This window comes from Sporichthyaceae bacterium, from assembly GCA_036493475.1.
GTDB lineage: Bacteria > Actinomycetota > Actinomycetes > Sporichthyales > Sporichthyaceae > DASQPJ01.
Genome location: DASXPS010000116.1, coordinates 22,850 through 41,221 on the forward strand (window position 1 = coordinate 22,850; position 18,372 = coordinate 41,221).

At 70.6% G+C, this 18,372-nt stretch carries 13 protein-coding genes; all 13 read left to right on the plus strand.

Annotated elements, in window-relative coordinates; translation table 11 throughout:
* Positions 1 to 735, plus strand: coding sequence for a ribonuclease III (gene rnc, locus VGJ14_12155; protein ID HEY2833170.1), 735 nt, complete (start codon positions 1 to 3; stop codon positions 733 to 735).
* Positions 736 to 762: 27 nt separating this feature from the next.
* A complete protein-coding gene (mutM, locus tag VGJ14_12160) occupies positions 763 to 1,635 on the plus strand; it encodes a bifunctional DNA-formamidopyrimidine glycosylase/DNA-(apurinic or apyrimidinic site) lyase (GenBank protein HEY2833171.1) in 873 nt (290 codons plus the stop codon).
* A gap of 1,817 nt (positions 1,636 to 3,452) precedes the next feature.
* The gene (smc, locus tag VGJ14_12165; GenBank protein HEY2833172.1) at positions 3,453 to 7,025 is read left to right on the plus strand and encodes a chromosome segregation protein SMC; all 3,573 of its coding nucleotides are present in this window, start codon (positions 3,453 to 3,455) and stop codon (positions 7,023 to 7,025) included.
* 33 nt (positions 7,026 to 7,058) lie between these two features.
* The gene (locus VGJ14_12170; protein ID HEY2833173.1) at positions 7,059 to 7,685 is read left to right on the plus strand and encodes an HAD family hydrolase; all 627 of its coding nucleotides are present in this window, start codon (positions 7,059 to 7,061) and stop codon (positions 7,683 to 7,685) included.
* A 48-nt stretch (positions 7,686 to 7,733) separates the two neighbouring features.
* A complete protein-coding gene (ftsY, locus tag VGJ14_12175) occupies positions 7,734 to 8,903 on the plus strand; it encodes a signal recognition particle-docking protein FtsY (GenBank protein ID HEY2833174.1) in 1,170 nt (389 codons plus the stop codon).
* 145 nt (positions 8,904 to 9,048) lie between these two features.
* Positions 9,049 to 10,521 (plus strand): ammonium transporter, encoded by a 1,473-nt coding sequence (locus VGJ14_12180; protein ID HEY2833175.1) that lies wholly within the window; start codon positions 9,049 to 9,051, stop codon positions 10,519 to 10,521.
* A complete protein-coding gene (locus tag VGJ14_12185; GenBank protein ID HEY2833176.1) occupies positions 10,518 to 10,856 on the plus strand; it encodes a P-II family nitrogen regulator in 339 nt (112 codons plus the stop codon). Before VGJ14_12180 ends, VGJ14_12185 begins: the two co-directional genes overlap by 4 nt.
* Before the next feature lie 156 nt (positions 10,857 to 11,012).
* Positions 11,013 to 12,329, plus strand: coding sequence for an ammonium transporter (locus VGJ14_12190; GenBank protein HEY2833177.1), 1,317 nt, complete (start codon positions 11,013 to 11,015; stop codon positions 12,327 to 12,329).
* A gap of 18 nt (positions 12,330 to 12,347) precedes the next feature.
* The gene (locus tag VGJ14_12195; GenBank protein HEY2833178.1) at positions 12,348 to 12,686 is read left to right on the plus strand and encodes a P-II family nitrogen regulator; all 339 of its coding nucleotides are present in this window, start codon (positions 12,348 to 12,350) and stop codon (positions 12,684 to 12,686) included.
* A 33-nt stretch (positions 12,687 to 12,719) separates the two neighbouring features.
* Positions 12,720 to 15,026 (plus strand): [protein-PII] uridylyltransferase, encoded by a 2,307-nt coding sequence (locus tag VGJ14_12200; protein ID HEY2833179.1) that lies wholly within the window; start codon positions 12,720 to 12,722, stop codon positions 15,024 to 15,026.
* 56 nt (positions 15,027 to 15,082) lie between these two features.
* The gene (gene ffh, locus VGJ14_12205; protein ID HEY2833180.1) at positions 15,083 to 16,645 is read left to right on the plus strand and encodes a signal recognition particle protein; all 1,563 of its coding nucleotides are present in this window, start codon (positions 15,083 to 15,085) and stop codon (positions 16,643 to 16,645) included.
* A complete protein-coding gene (locus VGJ14_12210) occupies positions 16,642 to 17,724 on the plus strand; it encodes an amidohydrolase family protein (protein HEY2833181.1) in 1,083 nt (360 codons plus the stop codon). Before ffh ends, VGJ14_12210 begins: the two co-directional genes overlap by 4 nt.
* 130 nt (positions 17,725 to 17,854) lie before the next feature.
* Positions 17,855 to 18,370: a 30S ribosomal protein S16 gene (gene rpsP / locus VGJ14_12215; GenBank protein ID HEY2833182.1), complete on the plus strand. Its 516-nt coding sequence runs from the start codon at positions 17,855 to 17,857 to the stop codon at positions 18,368 to 18,370.
* Positions 18,371 to 18,372: the final 2 nt, after the last annotated feature.

The following is an 18,372-nucleotide window of genomic DNA, read 5'->3' on the forward strand; positions in this document are numbered from 1 at the left end:
ATGACCGGCTCGCCGGCGGACGAGATCCCCTCCGCGGATCTCGAGAAGCGGATGGGCGTCAGCGTGTCCCCACCCCTGCTGGAGCGCGCGCTGACCCACCGTTCGTTCGCCTACGAGCACGGCGGCCTGCCCACCAACGAGCGGCTGGAGTTCCTCGGCGACTCCGTGCTCGGTCTGGTCGTCACCGACTCGCTGTTCCACCGCCACCCCGACCTGCCCGAGGGGCAGTTGGCCAAGCTGCGTGCCGCGGTGGTCAACATGCGCGCGCTGGCCGAGGTCGGACGCGATCTGGAACTGGGCGACTTTCTGCGCCTGGGCCGCGGGGAGGAGGGCACCGGCGGGCGGGACAAGTCCTCGATCCTGGCCGACACCCTGGAGGCGCTGATCGGGGCGGTGTACCTGGACCGTGGCCTGAACGAGGCCTCGGCGCTGGTGCATCGGTTGTTCGATCCGTTGATTGAGGCCTCGGCCGGTCTCGGCGCCGGCCTGGACTGGAAGACCAGCCTGCAGGAGCTCACCGCGACCGTGGGCATCGGTGTGCCGGAGTACGCGGTCACCGAGAGCGGGCCGGACCACGAGAAAATGTTCCAGGCCACCGCCCGGGTCGGCGGTGCCGACTACGGCATGGGCAGCGGGCGAAGCAAGAAGGAGGCCGAGCAGCAGGCCGCCGAGGCCGCGTGGACCTCGTTGCGCCGCAAGCACGCCGCGGACCTGCCCGCCGCGCACGAGTCCTGACCGCCGGCTTCCCGACCCGCCCGCGCCGTGCCCGAACTACCCGAGGTGGAGACGGTGCGCGCCGGGCTGGCGCGCTTCGTGTTGGACCGGGAGATCGCCGCGGTCAACGTCGACCATCCGCGTGCGGTGCGCCGGCACGTGCCGGGCAGCGCGGACTTTCGCGGTCGGCTGGTCGGCCGGCGCATCCTGTCCGCCGAACGGCGCGGCAAGTACCTGTGGCTGCCGCTGGACTCCGGCGAGACGGTGCTCGCGCATCTGGGCATGAGCGGGCAGCTGCTGGTGCAGCCGGACACCGCGCCGCTGGAGACCCACCTGCGGGTGCGCATCCGGTTCGCCGACGGCGGCCCGGAGCTCCGCTTCGTCGACCAGCGCACGTTCGGTGGGCTGTCCGTGGAGCCGATGACCGAGGTGGACGGCACGGTGCTGCCGGTGCCCATCGCGCACATCGCCCGCGACCCGCTCGATCCCCGCTTCTCCGCACCGCGCTTCGTCGCGGCGATGCGCCGCAAGCGCACCGAACTCAAGCGGGCCCTGCTCGACCAGAGCCTGATCAGCGGGATCGGCAACATTTACGCCGACGAGGCGCTGTGGGTGGCCAAGCTGCATTACGCCCGGCCCACGGAGAACCTGCCGCCGGGGAAAATCCGGGAGGTGCTCGCGGCTTCCGTCGAGGTGATGACCGCGGCGCTAGCGGCCGGCGGCACCTCGTTCGACAGCCTCTATGTGAACGTCAACGGCGCCAGTGGGTACTTCGATCGGTCGCTGCAGGCTTACGGCCGGGAGGACAAACCGTGCGGTCGGTGCGGGACGCCAATTCGTCGCGAACCGTTCATGAATCGCTCGTCCTATTTCTGTCCACATTGCCAACGGCGCCCGTATCGCGCAGCTCCTGCGCTGTGACCGGATCGATATCTATGTCCGTCACCCGGTTGCACAATCCACTTGCGTGCGCCAAAGCACTCAGCCATGATCCAGCTGAGTGGCTCTCAGGTCCCGCCCGCTTTGCCCGGACCTGACCAGGGCAGGCGCCGCTGCGCGCTCCCCAGGCTTGACCGGACCGCATTCTGATGCGACTCTAGACGTAACCCGCGCTCCCAGTTCCGGTCACTACCCGCGTATCGGAGCCGGAGGCAGACACGTCGGCTACCAGCTGGTCTCTCAGCGTGGAGGACCCTCACAGATGGCAAAGGCAATTCTCGGGCACATAGGTGGCCCGGACCCCCGCATGCTCGCCGAAATGCGGCGTATGCAGCGACGTATTGTCGAACTCGAGTCCGAACTCATGCGAGTACGGGCCGAGAACGATTCGCTCTGCGCGGCATTGCACCGCGACGAGCTACTCACCGTGGAGCTTCACGAGCCCGCGTTGACCTGAGCGCTATCGCTCAGCACCTAAAAGGGACGCCGTTCTCGGCGTCCCTTTTTCCGTGAACCCGAAATGGCAATCGGCGTGGCGGGCCCGCCGTTCCGCGGAAGCGCCCGGCCCCTCCGCTAGCTTGGCCGTAACTGGCGCGTGACCTCGATCCAACTTGCTCGTTGAGGTCGGCAGAGGGAGTTGATCGTCAGATCGGCGTTTCTCCGCAAAGGGGACTTCGGTCCCTGGTCCCACCCGTTCATCGCGCTGGCGGGCGCGCGAGCGGAACCGGGACCGCGGTGAACCCTCGCCCGGTGTCCCTCCTCCGGGAGACGGCACCGCCAGGGCGGTCGGTCGGCGGGCCTGACCGTCCCCAAGACGCGCTGGGGTGCTCGCAGGCGGGCGCGAGCACCCCAGCGCTCGTCTCGGGGTCTCTGTGTGTGCGGAAAGCGCACACCTACTCGCCTCGCATCACAGAGCGACGCTCCGCGTCGCGAACGGGTCGCGGCGCTTCGCGCGCGACCCCTACGCGCCTGGCGACACTCCGCGCGTGCACTCCGCCGCACGCCGCCCGCCGCCCGCACGCCCCGCGCCCCCGCCGCGCGTCACGCCGCCCAGAAGGTCACCGCCTGGGTGACCTCCCGCCGCGCGCCCACGCCGCGCGCCCAAGCCGCCTACCTATCGCGCCCAGAAGGTCACCGCCTGGGTGACCTCCCGCCGCGCGCCCAAGCCGCGCGCGCCCACGCCGCGTGCGGTCTACCGCGGCCATGGATGCGAGTTGCGCCCAGTGGGGCGATCGCGGCGCCTCTGGTGTCACTGACGTCGCGACCTGCATCTGGGGTCGTGGCGCCCCAAGCTTGACCAGCCCCAGGAGCCTCAGCCGACCCACCACCCCCGCACCTGACCCACCGCCCAAGCCCGCCCCCGCCCCCGCTCCAGGCCGCTCTGACCGTCGCGTGGGCCAGGCGTAGGACCCCCTCGTTCCCCGCCCGCCCCAAGCTTGACCAGCCCCAGGAGCCTCAACCGCCCCACCGCCCGCACCTCACCCACCGCCCGAACCCGCACCCCGCTCCAGGCCGCTCTGACCGTCGCGTGGGCCAGGCGTAGGAGCCCTGGGTCGCCCCGCTCGCTCATTCATGATCTGCGGGTGCTCTCTCATACGCCGGGCGTCATTGCGAGCGCCATTTCGGGCCCAAGAGTGACGCTTGGCGTATGACAGTCCCCGCTCCAATCATGAATGAGCGGAGGGGAGGGGCCGTCCGGCGATCACTTTCGCCTCATTGGTATCGGCGTGGTGCGGCATTCGGTGTGGCGTTATGTCAGCGGCTAGTGTCGGGCGGAGCCGACTCGGGGGACACTGTCCGTGCATCTGAAAACCCTTACCCTGCGGGGTTTCAAGTCGTTTGCGTCGGCCACGACGCTGCGGTTTGAGCCGGGGATCACCTGTGTCGTGGGGCCCAATGGCTCGGGCAAGTCCAATGTGGTGGACGCCCTGTCGTGGGTGATGGGGGAGCAGGGGGCGAAGTCGCTGCGCGGCGGCAAGATGGAGGACGTCATCTTTGCCGGCACGGCGGGTCGGCCGCCGTTGGGGCGCGCGGAGGTGGCGCTGACCATCGACAACACCGATGGGGCGCTGCCGATCGACTACGCCGAGGTGACCATCACGCGGACCATGTTCCGCAACGGTGGGTCCGAATACGCGATCAATGGGGACTCCTGCCGCTTGCTGGATATTCAGGAGTTGCTGTCGGACTCCGGTATTGGCCGCGAGATGCACGTGATCGTGGGGCAGGGGCAACTTGACGCGGTCCTGTCGGCGTCGCCGGAGGAGCGCCGCGGGTTTATCGAGGAGGCTGCGGGCGTCCTCAAGCACCGCAAGCGCAAGGAGAAGGCGCTTCGCAAGCTCGACGCCATGCAGGCGAATCTGACCCGGGTCTCCGACCTGGTGACCGAGCTGCGCCGGCAACTGAAGCCGTTGGGCAAGCAGGCGGAGGTGGCGCGGCGGGCGGCGGTGGTGCAGGCCGATCTGCGCGATGCGCGGCTGCGACTGCTGGCCGACGACCTGCTCGCGCTGCGCGCCAACCTCGAGGCGGAGGTGGCCGACGAGGCCGCGCTACGGGAGCGGCAGGCGGAGGTGGAGGGGCAGCTCGCTGCGGTCCGTGACCGGGAGACGGCGACCGGCGCACGCCTTGGTGAGGCCGCGCCGGAACTGGCCGCCGCGCAGGAGACCTGGTACCGGCTCTCCGCGCTGCGTGAGCGTTTGTCCGGCACCGGCAGGCTCGCGGGTGAGCGGGTCCGCCTGCTCGCCGCCGACCCGGAGGACAACCGTCCGGGGCGGGACCCCGATCAGATGCAGCGCGACGCGGAGGAGATCCGCGCCCAGGAGGCCGACCTGGCCGACGGCGTCGAGCTGTCCCGCCGGACGCTCACCGACGCGGTCAACACCCGCAAGCAACTCGAGGACGAGCTCGCCACCGAGGAACGTCGCGTCGCCAGCGGGCTGCGCGCCGCCGCAGACCGCCGCGAGGGCCTGGCCCGGCTGCAGGGAAAGGTCAACAGCCTGCGCGCCCGCGCCGCCGCCGCAGCGCAGGAGATCGGCCGGTTGACCGCCGGGCTGACCGAGGCCGAGGCGCGCGCGGAACGGGCCGAGGCGGAGTTCGGCGAGATCGAGGGCCAGGCCGCGGGGCTCAACAAGGGCGAGGTCGACCTCGACGAGGCCTACGAGGCGGCCGCGGCCGTTCTCGCCGGGGCCGAGGAGACACTCAAGGACCTGCGGCAGCGGGACCGGGAGGCCGAGCGGGAACGCACCGCGTTGCGCACCCGGAAGGAAACCCTGGAACTCAGCCTCGCCCGCCGGGACGGCGCCGCGGTACTGCTCGCCGCCCCCGACGATCACGGCGTGGTCGGCTCGGTCGCCCGCATGCTCACCGTGTCCACCGGCCATGAGACCGCGGTGTCCGCGGCGCTGGCCGGGGCCTCCGACGCGGTCGCCGTCGCCTCCCTACAGGCTGCGGCCGCCACCCTGGCACACCTCAAGACCACCGATGCCGGGCAGGCGCACCTGGTGGTCACCCACGCCGCGGCCGCCACGGGCGCCGAACGCAGCACGCCGCCGGGCACCACGCCGCTGCTCGGCCTGGTCGCCGCCCCGGCCTCGCTGCGGGCCACCGTGCAGGCGTTGCTCGCCGACTGGCTGCTGGTGCCCGACCTGGCCACGGCCGCGGACGTGGTCGGTGCCCACCCCTGGGCCCGCGCGGTCACCCCGGATGGGGACGTGCTCACCGCGCACCGGGCCGCGGGTGGTTCGGCGAGCCCGCCGAGCCTGCTGACCATCCAGTCCGCCGTGGATGAGGCCGCCGCCGCACTGGCCGAGGCCGAGACGCTGACCGAGACGTTGCATGCGGACCTGGCCCACGCGGAGGCCGCCCGGGCGGCGGCTGCCGCGGCCGCCGCGGAGGCGCTGGACAAGCTCAATGAATCCGACGCCGGCCTGGCCGCGTTGGCCGAGCAATTGGGCCGGCTGGGCGCCGCCGCCCGCGGTGCCCGCGCCGAGACCGAGCGGCTGGCCGCTGCGGTCACCGCTGCCGAGCAGGCGCGCGACGCCGATTTGGTGGGCCTGGCCGAGCTGGAGGAGCGGCTCGAGCAGGCCGAGCGGGACCCGGTCGAGACCGACGTCGGCACCGAGGAGCGGGACCGGTTGGCCGGGGCCTGCACCACCGCCCGGGCCGCCGAACTGGAGGCCCGTCTGGCGGTCCGCACCGGCGAGGAGCGCGTCGCGGGTCTGGCCGGTCGCGCCGACGCCCTGCTGCGTGCCGCCGCCGCGGAGCGCGCGGCCCGCGAACGGGCGGCGGCCCGGCAGATCGAGCGCGCACGCGCGGGTCGGGTGGCCGCCGCGGTCGCCATCGCGGTCACCCACTGCCTCGGGCTGCTGGAGGCGTCACTGGGTACCGCGGCCGAGCAGCGCGCCGCCGCCGAGGAGTCCCGCCGCAAACTGGAGACAGAGCTCGCCGAGCTGCGCAGCGCCGAGCGGGGGTTGGATGCCGAGCTGAACCGGCTCACCGACTCCGTGCACCGCGACGAGGTGGCCCGCGCCGAGCACCGGCTGCGCATCGAGGGCCTGGAGCAGCGCGCCGTCGAAGAGCTGGGCATCGCGCCCGACGCGCTGATCGCCGAGTACGGCCCGGACCAGTTGGTGCCGGTGCTGGCCGAGGTGCCGGACGCCGAGGGCGGCGCGGTCACGCTGTCCGAGGAGCCCGTCAGTCTGGTGCCGTTCGTGCGCCCCGACCAGGAGAAGCGGCTACGGGCCGCCGAGCGGGCCCTGGCCCTGCTGGGCAAGGTGAACCCCCTCGCGTTGGAGGAGTTCGCCGCTTTGGAGGAGCGCAGCAGCTTCCTCACCACGCAACTGGAGGACCTCAAGAAGTCCCAGCGCGACCTGCTCACCGTCATCGCCGAGGTGGACGCGCGGGTCCAGCAGGTGTTCACCGCCGCCTGGCTGGACGTGCAGCGGGAGTTCGAGGGCGTGTTCTCCCGGCTGTTCCCGGGCGGCGAGGGCCGGCTGCTGCTCACCGATCCCGACGACATGCTGACCACCGGCATCGAGGTGGAGGCCCGCCCGCCCGGCAAGAAGGTCAAGCGGCTCTCGCTGCTGTCCGGTGGTGAGCGCGCCCTGGTCGCGGTCGCGCTGCTGGTCGCCATCTTCCGGGCCCGGCCCAGTCCGTTCTACGTCCTCGACGAGGTCGAGGCGGCGTTGGACGACACCAACCTGGGTCGGCTGCTCACGATCATGGAGGAGTTGCGCGACTCCAGCCAGCTGATCGTGATCACCCACCAGAAGCGCACGATGGAGGTCGCCGACGCGCTGTACGGCGTCTCCATGCGCGGCGACGGGGTGACCACGGTGATCAGCCAACGACTGCGTGAGGACCAGCCGGTCTGACCCCGGCTGGGCCGCGCCCGGGATGATGCTGACGTGAGTGCACCCAACGGCGTCGCGGCCTTCCTGTTCGACGTGGACGGCGTGCTGCGCGTGTGGGACGGCTCGCAGGTCGAGGCCATCGAGCGGCTCTACGGCGTGGAGCCGGGCACCCTCACCGCGGTGGCCTACCACCCCGACCGGTTCGGCCCGGCATTGTTGGGTCGGATCACCGACCAGGACTGGCGCGCTGCGGTGGCCGCCGCGATGGTGCCCATCTGCGGCGATGTCGGTAAGGCCATCGACTGCGTCGCGGACTGGAGTGCCCGCCACGGGCACATCGACCCCGACGTGCTGGACGTGATCACCGGGCTGCGGACCGAAGGGTTCACGGTCGGACTGATCGCCAATGCCACCGACCGGTTGCGCTTCGACCTGGTGGAACTCGAGGTGGCCGAAAAGGTCGACACCATCATCGACTCCGCCCACGAGGGCGTGGCCAAACCGGACGCCGGTATTTTCCTGCGGGCTGCGGAAATACTTGAGGCTCGCCCACAGGCATGCTTGTACGTCGGGGCGCGCCCCGAGCACGTCGCCGGCGCCGAGCGCATCGGCATGAAAGGGCACCTGTACGACGGCGTGGAAGGACTGCGCACCATGCTGGAGCGGTTACCCGCGAAGTGACACAGCTCGGTCCGGGGTCACCAGATATCTCAACCTCTCGGGGTCGGTGTGGAATACCTGATCGTCACGATCGTCGTCGTCATGCTGGCCTGTGCCGTCGTGGCCGGACTGGTGGGCGCCGGGCTGCGCGGCCGGCCGTCTCGCGACACCGAGGTCGAGACCCCGAAGGCTGCGCCGACCGCCCCGCCGAAGGCCAAGCCCACCCAGCCGCCCCCGGCGCAGGTCGACGAGGTCGCGACCACGCTGGAGTCGGTCGAGTCGCTGCTCGAAGCGCCCCCGCTCGACGTCCCCGAACCGACTGCCGGCCGACTGGTGCGGCTGCGTTCTCGGCTGGCCCGCTCGCAGGGCACCTTCGGCAAGGGCCTGCTCACCCTGCTCTCCCGCGATGTGCTCGACGAGGACACCTGGCAGGAGATCGAGGAGACGCTGCTGTCCGCGGACATCGGCGTCGGCCCGACCGGTGAGCTGATGGAGCGGCTGCGCACCGCGGCGCGGGTGGAGGGGGCGCGCACACCGCAGGCCGCGCGGCAGCTGCTGCGCACCGAATTGCTCGCGTTGATCGACGTCACCATGGATCGGTCGTTGCACGCGGTGCGCGCCAACGGCCAGCGGCCCTCGGTGACCCTGGTGGTCGGCGTCAACGGCACCGGCAAGACCACCACCACGGGCAAGCTGGCCCGGGTTTTGGTCGCCGACGGGCGCACCGTGGTGCTCGGCGCCGCGGACACCTTCCGGGCCGCCGCCGCGGACCAGCTGCAGACCTGGGGGAACCGCGTCGGGGCACGGACCGTGCGCGGCCCCGAGGGCGGGGACCCGGCCAGTGTCGCCTTCGACGCGGTCAAGCAGGCCGCCGGCGACGACGTGGATGCGGTGCTCATCGATACCGCCGGTCGACTGCACACCAAGGCGGGGCTGATGGACGAGCTCGGCAAGGTGAAGCGGGTGGTGGAGAAGCAGAGCCCGGTGCACGAGGTGTTGCTCGTGCTGGACGCCACCACCGGCCAGAACGGCCTGATCCAGGCCCGGGTGTTCACCGAGGTGGTCGACGTCACCGGCGTGGTGTTGAGCAAGCTGGACGGCACCGCCAAGGGCGGCATCGTGATCGCCGTGCAGCGCGACCTCGGCGTGCCGGTGAAGTTGGTCGGCCTCGGCGAGGGTCCGGACGACCTTGCGCCGTTCGAGCCCGAGGCGTTCGTGGACGCCCTGTTGGCGGACTGAGGGCGAGTTAATCCAGATGTAACACCCGTGCGCCATCGGTGATCTTGCCGAAACATGTCCGGCCGCTCGGTGAAACGGAGCATCGGCACGCTCTGGCGAATATGTGATCGCCACCCTGCCTCGCGGCAGGAAGGAGCACTGCCGGATGCCCACCACCATCGATACGGGCGATACCGCCTGGATCCTCGCCAGCAGCGCCTTGGTGCTGCTCATGACGCCTGGCTTGGCGTTCTTCTACGGCGGCATGGTCCGCGTGAAGAGCGTGCTTAACATGATCATGATGTCGGCCGCCGCGATGGCGATCGTCTCGATCCTGTGGGTCCTGTACGGGTACAGCCTCTCCTTCACCACCGATGTCGGGCACGGTCTGCTGGGCAGTCGGGATGACGCCGGGCTCATCAAGCAGATGGACCCGGGCTCGGTGATCTCGGTCCCGGTGCCGCAGGTGGACTTCTCCGGCAGCACACCGAAGGTCGCCGTCGACTCGGCCGGGCACGCGCTCTCGGTCACCCACTATTACCCGACGCTGGCCTTCGCCGCCTTCCAGCTGATGTTCGCGATCATCACCTGCGCGCTGATCAGCGGTGCGATCGCGGACCGCGCGAAGTTCAGCACCTGGTGCGTGTTCGTGGCCATCTGGGCCACGGTGGTCTACTTCCCGGTTGCGCACTGGGTGTTCTTCTTCGACGGTGGCAACGGTGGCTGGATCGCCGACCGGTTGAAAGCCATCGACTTCGCCGGTGGCACAGCGGTGCACATCAACTCCGGTGCCGCGGGATTGGCGCTGGCGATCGTGCTCGGCCGGCGCAAGGGCTGGCGGCGTGACCCGATGCGCCCGCACAACGTGCCGTTCGTCTTCCTCGGCATGGCCCTGCTGTGGTTCGGCTGGTTCGGCTTCAACGCCGGTTCCGCGCTGGCGGCCGGCACGCCGGCCAGCGTGGTGTTCATGAACACCCAAACGGCCACCGCTGCGGCGATGTTCGGCTGGCTGATCGTGGAACGGCTGCGCGATGGTCACTTCACCACACTGGGCGCCGCCTCCGGTGCCGTGGCCGGTCTGGTCGGCATCACCCCGTCGTGTTCCTCGGTGAACCCGATGGGTGCCATCGCGGTGGGTGCGATTACTGGTGCGGTGTGCTCGCTGGCCATCGGTCTGAAGTTCAAGCTGGGCCTGGACGACTCGCTCGACGTGGTCGGCGTGCACATGTTCGGCGGTCTGACCGGCACCCTGCTGATCGGGTTGCTGGCCACCGACAAGGCCCCGGCCGCGGTCAACGGCCTGTTCTACGGCGGCGGCTGGGATCAGATGCGTCGTCAGGTGATCGGTGCGTTCGCGGTCATGGGCTATTCGTTCTTCGCCACGCTGATCATCGGCTACATCCTGCACAAGACGCTCGGCTTCCGGATCTCGGAGGAGGAAGAGATGACCGGCGTCGACGTGGCCAGCCACGCGGAGAGCGCGTACGAGCTCACCGCGATCGGTGCACCGCAGGCACGCCACACCATTGGCTCGCATTCGCTGCTGCAGTCGCTGACCCACCACGGATCCGCGGCGCCTCCGCCACCGCCGCCCGGCTCCTCCGCGGACACCTTCGTCGGCGGGAGGGTCGACCTGTGAAGCTCATCGTCGCGGTGATCAAACCGTTCAAGCTCGACGACGTGCGCTCCGCGTTGGAGACCTTCGGGGTGCACGGCATGACGGTCAGTGAGGCCAGTGGTTACGGCCGGCAGCGCGGGCACACCGAGGTCTATCGGGGCGCGGAGTACACCGTGGACCTGGTGCCCAAGGTGCGCCTGGAGGTGCTGGTCGACGACCCCGATGCCAACGACGTGTTGGAAGTCGTGGTCAAGGCCGCACAGACCGGCAAGATCGGTGACGGCAAGGCCTGGATGATCCCGGTGGAGACCGCGGTGCGGGTGCGCACCGGGGAGCGCGACTCCGAGGCCCTGTAGATCCGCTGCACCAACGGCCCGCCCGGCACCCTGCCGGGCGGGCCGTTCAGGTTCGCTCCGCCCGCTTGTGCGTGTTGCGTGATCCCGACGAAACATTCGGCCGACCTGACGGTACGTTCAGCGCGGACTGTCGCGCCCCACTGCCGGAGGACGCCCATGCCTCAGATCAACGCTGCCGACACCGCCTGGCTGTTGGCCGCCACCACCCTGGTGATGTTGATGGTCCCCGGACTGGCGATCTTCTACGGGGGCATGGTCCGGGCCCGCAGTGTGCTCAACACGATGATGATGACGTTCGTGACGCTGGGGATCGTCACCCTCGTCTGGGTGCTCTGGGGCTACAGCCTTGCGTTCGGCAAGGACCACGGCCACGGATTGATCGGCGGCTTTCACGAGGTCGGCCTGAAGAACACCATGGACCAGGTCTATGGCACCGTGCCCACGCCGGTGTTCGCGATGTTCCAGCTGATGTTCGCGCTGGTGACCTGCGCGCTGGTGTCCGGGTCGATCGTGGACCGGGCCAAGTTCAGCACCTGGTGCGTGTTCACCGTCATCTGGACCACGGTGGTCTACGCGCCCATGGCGCACTGGGTGTTCTTCTCCGACGGCGGCAACGGCGGCTGGATCATCGACCGATTGCACGTCTACGACTTCGCGGGCGGCACCGCGGTCGAGATCAACTCCGGCGCCTCGGGGCTGGCCCTGGCGCTGATCCTCGGGCCGCGGCTGGGGTGGAAGAAGGACCCGATGCGCCCGCACAACCTGCCGTTGGTGATGCTCGGCGCCGGTCTGTTGTGGTTCGGCTGGTTCGGCTTCAACGCCGGATCGGCGTTGGGCGCCAACGCGCAGGCGGGCCTGGCGCTGGTCAACACGCAGATCGCCGGCGCGCTGGGCATCATGGGTTGGTTGGCGGTGGAACGGCTGCGCGACGGCACCTTCACCTCCTTCGGTGCCGCCTCCGGGGCCGTCGCCGGACTGGTGGCGATCACCCCGTCCTGCGGGTCGATCACCCCGGTCGGTGCGCTCGCGGTGGGCGCGATCGCCGGCGCGGTCTGCTCGTTCGCGGTCACCGTGAAGTACCGGGCCGGCTACGACGACTCCCTCGACGTTGCGGGGGTGCACATGATCGGCGGCATCGTGGGCCTGCTGATGATCGGCCTGGTGTGCAGCGCGCAGGCCACCGGCATCCTCACCCCGGACAAGGGCGACGGCGTGGACGGACTGCTCTACGGCGGCGGCCTGGAACAGCTCGGCCGACAGTCGGTGGCGGTCGTCGCGGCCCTGGCCTACTCGTTCACGGTGACCCTGCTGATCGGCTGGGCGCTGCACAAGATCATGGGCTTCCGGATCGAGCGCGACCACGAGATCTCCGGGGTGGACCTCGCCCTGCACGCGGAGACCGCGTACGAACTCACGCCCGCTGGTGCCTCCACCGGGCGGATGACCGTATCGTCGCTGGGCAGTGACGGCTGAGGAGAGAGTGGACCAGCGATGAAGCTCATCACTGCGGTGATCAAGCCGTTCAAGCTCGACGACGTGCGCGCGGCGCTGGAGGCGCTGGGCGTGCATGGCATGACCGTGACCGAGGCCAGCGGGTTCGGCCGGCAGCGCGGGCACACCGAGGTCTACCGCGGCGCGGAGTACGTGGTGGACCTGGTGCCCAAGGTGCGGATCGAGGTGGTGGTCGACGCGGCCGACGTGGACACCGCGGTGACCGCGATGACCGAGGCCGCCCGCACCGGCAAGATCGGCGACGGCAAGATCTGGGTGACGCCGGTGGACACCGTGGTCCGGGTGCGCACCGGCGAACGTGACGTCGACGCGCTCTGAGCCCGCTGAGCTGACGACACATCAGGAATGCCGATGAGTTATGCGCGCGCGCGGGCGGCGTTGTTGGAGCGCGCCGAGCCCTACGGGCCGGCGCGCCGGGACGCGCTGCGCCATGCCGCAGACTCCTGGCTGCGGGATTTGTTGCGGGCGGCGAGCAAGGGCGACGATTCCGGCGTGGCGCTGGTCGCCGTCGGCGGCTACGGCCGCGGCGAGCTGGTGGCCGGTTCCGACCTGGACGTACTGCTGCTGCACAACAAGCGTCGCGACATCGCCCAGTTGGCCGATGCCATTTGGTACCCGGTCTGGGACGACGGGGTGAAGCTGGATCACTCGGTGCGCACCGTCGACCAGGCGCGCGCGGTGGCCGCCGAGGACATGAAGGCGATGCTCGGTCTGCTCGACGTGCGCCACGTGGCCGGGGATTCCGCGCTGACCGATGCACTGCGGTCGGCGATGTTGGCGGATTGGCGCTCGGCGGCGCCCAAACGGCTTCCGGAACTGGAGCAGATGTCCCGTGATCGGGACATCGGAGATTTGGCGTTCCTGTTGGAGCCGGATCTCAAGGAGAGCCGCGGCGGTCTACGCGATCTGGTCGCACTGCGGGCGGTGGCCGCGTCCTGGGTGGCCGATGTGCCACACGAGCGCATTGCCGCCGCACACGGTCGACTGCTCGACGTCCGCGATGCCCTGCACACGGTCACCGGGCGGGCCACCGACCGGCTGGTGTTGCAGGAGCAGGACAACGTGGCCGCCGCGCTGGGCCTGCTGGACGCCGATGCCTTGATGCGGTCGCTGGCCGAGGTGGGCCGCACCGTCGTCTACGCATCCGACGTCACCTGGCGTCGGGTCGGTCAGCAATTGGAATCGCGGACGAAGCGATTCCGGCTGCCCGGAAAGGGGACCAAGCCCGGTGAGCGGGTGCCGCTGGCCGACGGCGTAGTGGCCGGCGACGGTGAGGCGATGCTGGCCCGCGACGCAGACCCGGCCAAGGATCCGGTGCTGGTGCTGCGCGCCGCGGCGGCCGCGGCTCAGGCGGGTCTACCGCTGTCCCCGACCACAGTGGACCGCCTCGCCGCGACCGCGCGGCGGTTGCCGGAGCCGTGGCCGGACTCCGCCCGCGGCGAACTCATCCGGCTGCTCGGCGCCGGACGCCCGGCGGTGGGGGTGTGGGAGGCGCTGGACCTGGCCGGGGTGATCACCACGCTGCTGCCGGACTGGAGCCGGGTCAGTTGCCGACCGCAGCGCAACGCGGTGCACCGGTTTACCGTCGACCGGCATCTGGTGGAGACCGCGGCCAATGCCGCCGCCTTCACCCGCCGGGTGTCCCGGCCGGACCTGCTGCTGCTGGGCGGGCTGCTGCACGACATCGGCAAGGGCTATCCCGGCGACCACAGCATCGCCGGGGAGACCATCGTGCGCGATCTCGCACCCCGGCTGGGTTTCCCGGCCGACGACGTCGAGGTACTCGCCTGCCTGGTGCGTCACCACCTGCTGCTGCCGGATACCGCGACCCGCCGCGACCTGGACGACCCGGCGACCGCGGCCACCGTCGCCGAAGCGGTGGGCAACGTCGAGGTGCTGGAGCTGATGGCCGCCATGGTGGAGGCGGACGCGCTGGCCACCGGGCCCGCGGCGTGGAGCCCGTGGCGGGCCGAGCTGATCGGACGCCTGGTGGAACGCACCCGCACGGTGCTGCAGGGCCGGACGCCGCGCTCGACCTCGGTGCTGTCCGACGTGCAGCGCGCGTTGGCAGCCGAGGGCGTGCTGGACGTGCACATCGGGGCGAGCAACGAGTTGGGTACCCCGGTGACCGTGGTTTCCCCGGACCGGGTCGGCCTGCTGCACACCGTGGCCGGGGTGTTCAGCGTGCACCGACTGGTGGTGCGCTCCGCGTTCACCGAGACCATCGGCACGAGCGCGGTCACGGTGTGGACGGTCAACCCGGAGTTCGGCTCCCCACCGGATGCCGCGCTGCTGCGCGGCGACATCCTGCGGGTGCTGGACGGCCGGTTGGACCTCACCGAGCGGTTGGCCCGCCGCGAGGCGGCCTACCGACCCAAGGCGGGCATCGTGGTGCCGCCGCCGAACGTCAAGGTGGTGCCGGACGCCTCCGACGCGGCCACCGTGCTGGAGGTGCGCGCGCACGACCGACCCGGCCTGCTGCACCGCATCGGGCAGGCGTTGTCCGACGCGCAGGTGGATATTCGCTCGGCCAAGGTGGCCACCTGGGGTGCGGAGGCGGTGGACGTGTTCTACCTGGTCGATCCGGTCAACGGCGGCCCGCTGTCCGACGCGCGGGCCGAGCAGGTGCGCGCGGTCGTGCTGGAGGCGTTGGTCTGAGCCGTGGCGGCTAGGCTGAGAGTTCCGTCCGCGTATCCCGAAGGATCGTCAGCGCTGTGTTCGACACCCTGTCCGACCGTCTGTCCGCCACGTTCAAGAACCTGCGCGGCAAGGGCAAGCTCTCCGACGCGGACATCGACGCCACCGCGCGGGAAATCCGGGTCGCGCTGCTCGAGGCGGACGTCGCGCTGCCGGTGGTCAAGAAGTTCATCGAGGCAGTCAAGGAGCGGGCCCGCGGGGCCGAGGTCAGCCAGGCGCTGAACCCCGCCCAACAGGTCATCAAGATCGTCGACGAGGAACTGGTCAAGATCCTCGGCGGGGAGACCCGCCGGCTGCGCTTCGCGAAGACCTCACCGACGGTGATCATGCTCGCGGGTCTGCAGGGTTCGGGTAAGACGACGCTGGCGGGCAAGCTCGCCAAGTGGCTGGCCGGGCAGGGTCACCAGCCCATGCTGGTCGCCGCGGACCTGCAGCGGCCCAACGCGGTGCAACAACTGCAGGTGGTCGGTGAGCGCGCGGGGGTGGTGGTCTACGCCCCCGAACCCGGTAGTGGCGTCGGCGATCCGATCAAGGTCGCCCGCGACTCCATCGACGAGGCACGCCGCCGCCAGCACGACATCGTGATTGTGGACACCGCGGGCCGCCTCGGTGTGGACACGGCGATGATGAAGCAGGCCGCGGACATCCGCGACGCGGTGAAGCCCGACGAGATCCTGTTCGTGGTCGACGCCATGATCGGCCAGGATGCGGTGACCACCGCTGGGGCCTTCCTCGACGGCGTCGGGTTCGACGGCGTCGTGCTCACCAAGCTCGACGGTGACGCCCGCGGTGGTGCGGCGCTGTCCGTCGCCTCGGTGACCGGCCGTCAGATCATGTTCGCGTCCAACGGCGAGAAGTTGGACGACTTCGACGCCTTCCACCCCGAGCGGATGGCCTCGCGCATCCTCGGCATGGGCGACATGCTCACGCTGATCGAGCAGGCGGAGAAGCACTTCGAGGCCGACCAGGCCGAGAAGATGGCGCAGAAGCTGCTCAGGGGCGGCAAGGGCAACGAGTTCACCCTGGAGGACTTCAAGCAGCAGATGCTGCAGGTACGCAAGATGGGCTCGCTGCAGAAGATCTTCGGCATGTTGCCCGGCATGGGGGAGTTCAAGGACCAGCTCAGCTCGGTCGAGGACTCCGACCTGGACCGCGTGGTCGCCATCATCAACGGGATGACCCCCGCCGAGCGGGAGGACCCGAAGATCCTCAATGCCTCCCGGCGCTCCCGCATCGCCAAGGGATCCGGGGTCGGCGTCGGGGAGATCAACCAGCTGGTGGAGCGGTTCTTCGATGCCCGCAAGATGATGCAGCAGATGGCCGGGGGCCTGGGTGGGCTGCCGGGCATGGGTGGGATGCCGTTCGGGCGCGGCGGCGGCAAGAAGTCGCGCGGCAAGATGGCCGCCAAGCCGGTCAAGGCCAAGGGCAAGGGCGCGCGCAGCGGCAACCCGGCCAAGCGGGCGGCGGAGCAGGCCGCGGCCGAGTCCGCCGCGGAGAACGGGGTGGCGCCCGCGTTCGATCCGGCGAACTTCGAGCTGCCCCCGGAGTTCAAGGACCTGATGCCGCCCGGATCGCAGTGAGCAGCGACGAGGTCTTACACGTCCGCGGCGTGCGTTTGCCCGACGAGCAATCGGTCGATCTGTGGATCCGCGATGGTCGGGTCAGCTACGAGCCCTGCGCCGATGCCCGCACGGTGGGCGAGGGCTGGATCCTGCCCGGCCTGGTCGATCTGCACTGCCACGTCGGACTGGATGCGCACGGCCCCACCTCGCTGGAGGTGACGGAACGTCAGGCGCTCGACGAGCGCGCCGCCGGGGTGCTGCTGCTGCGCGACGCCGGCTCGCCGGTGGACACCCGCTGGATGGACGAGCGGGCGGACCTGCCCAAGGTGGTCCGCGCCGGTCAGCACATCGCCCGTCCCAAGCGCTATTCCCGCGACATCGGCGCCGAGGTGGAGCCGGCGGAGTTGGTCGAGGAGGTGCGCACCCAGGCCGCGCGCAGTGACGGCTGGGTGAAGTTCGTCGGCGACTGGATCGACCGCGAGGCGGGGGACCTGACCGCGCTCTGGCCGGTGCAGAACCTGACCGCGGCGGTGGCCGCCGCGCACCGCGCGGGGGCGCGGGTGACCACCCATGCGTTCGGTCGGCAGGCGCTGGTCGACGCGCTGGACGCCGGCTTCGACTGCATCGAGCACGGCACCGGCCTGGATGATGAGCTCATCGCCCGGATGGCCGCGGCGGGCACCGCGCTGGTCCCGACGTTGGTCAACGTCACGGAGAACTTCCCCGGCATCGCGGACGGCGGCGAGGCGAAGTTTCCGGCCTACGCCGCGCACATGCGACGGCTCTGGTCGGGCGTGGAGGACCGGATCGCCGCGGCGTTCCAGGCCGGGGTGCCGATCTACGTCGGCTCGGATGCCGGTGGGATGGTCGCGCACGGCCGCTTGGTGGACGAGATCGTCGCGCTGGTCCGCGCCGGACTGCCGAGCGAGTACGCGCTGGGTGGTGCCTGTTGGCGAGCCCGGAAGTTCCTGGGTCGACCGGGCTTGGCAGAGGGCGACCCAGCCGATTTCCTGGTGCTCGCCGCGGATCCCCGACAAGACCTGGACACCCTGCGTGCGCCGGTGCGCATCGTGCTGCGCGGTTCCGTGGTGGCATAATCGCCCCGCGACCGTGCCGGCTCGGGCCCTCTACCCCGTCCATTGCGCGGCGATCGGACCACGTCGTACCCGACCCCACTGGGATCGGCGCGGTCCACCGATGTAAAGCAGACCAGGAGATTCGACCCCCGTGGCCGTCAAGATCAAGCTGAAGCGGATGGGCAAGATCCGCGCTCCGTTCTACCGCGTTGTCGTCGCCGACTCCCGCACCAAGCGGGACGGGCGGGCGATCGAGGAGATCGGTAAGTACCACCCGACCCACGACCCGTCGGTGATCGACATCGACTCCGAGCGCGCCCAGCACTGGCTCAAGGTCGGCGCCCAGCCCACCGAGGCCGTGATGGCGCTGCTCAAGGTCACCGGGGACTGGCAGAAGTTCAAGGGGCTGCCGGGCGCCGAGGGCACGCTGAAGGTGGCCGAGCCGAGGGTGCGCCAGGGTGGGGTCCCGTTCGTGGCGACCGGCCTGGACGCCCCCGCCGCTCGGGCCGCGGCGAAGCCGAAGCAGGAGGAGAAGCCCGCCGAGGCGGCACCCGCCGAGACGGTGCCCGCCGAGGCGGCCGCGGTCGCCGACGCGGTCGCGGAGACCGTGGCGCCCGTCGAGGAATCGGCACCGGCCGAGCCGGCCGCGACCGAGACCGAGAGCTGAGC

What these genes read in the sequence shown, in the direction of transcription:
- VGJ14_12180 (HEY2833175.1), top strand. Translation starts at nt 9,049, where the DNA reads ATGCCCACCACCATCGATACGGGCGATACCGCCTGGATCCTCGCCAGC.
- VGJ14_12200 (HEY2833179.1), top strand. Translation starts at nt 12,720, where the DNA reads ATGAGTTATGCGCGCGCGCGGGCGGCGTTGTTGGAGCGCGCCGAGCCC.
- rnc (HEY2833170.1), top strand. Translation starts at nt 1, where the DNA reads ATGACCGGCTCGCCGGCGGACGAGATCCCCTCCGCGGATCTCGAGAAG.
- VGJ14_12195 (HEY2833178.1), top strand. Translation starts at nt 12,348, where the DNA reads ATGAAGCTCATCACTGCGGTGATCAAGCCGTTCAAGCTCGACGACGTG.
- VGJ14_12190 (HEY2833177.1), top strand. Translation starts at nt 11,013, where the DNA reads ATGCCTCAGATCAACGCTGCCGACACCGCCTGGCTGTTGGCCGCCACC.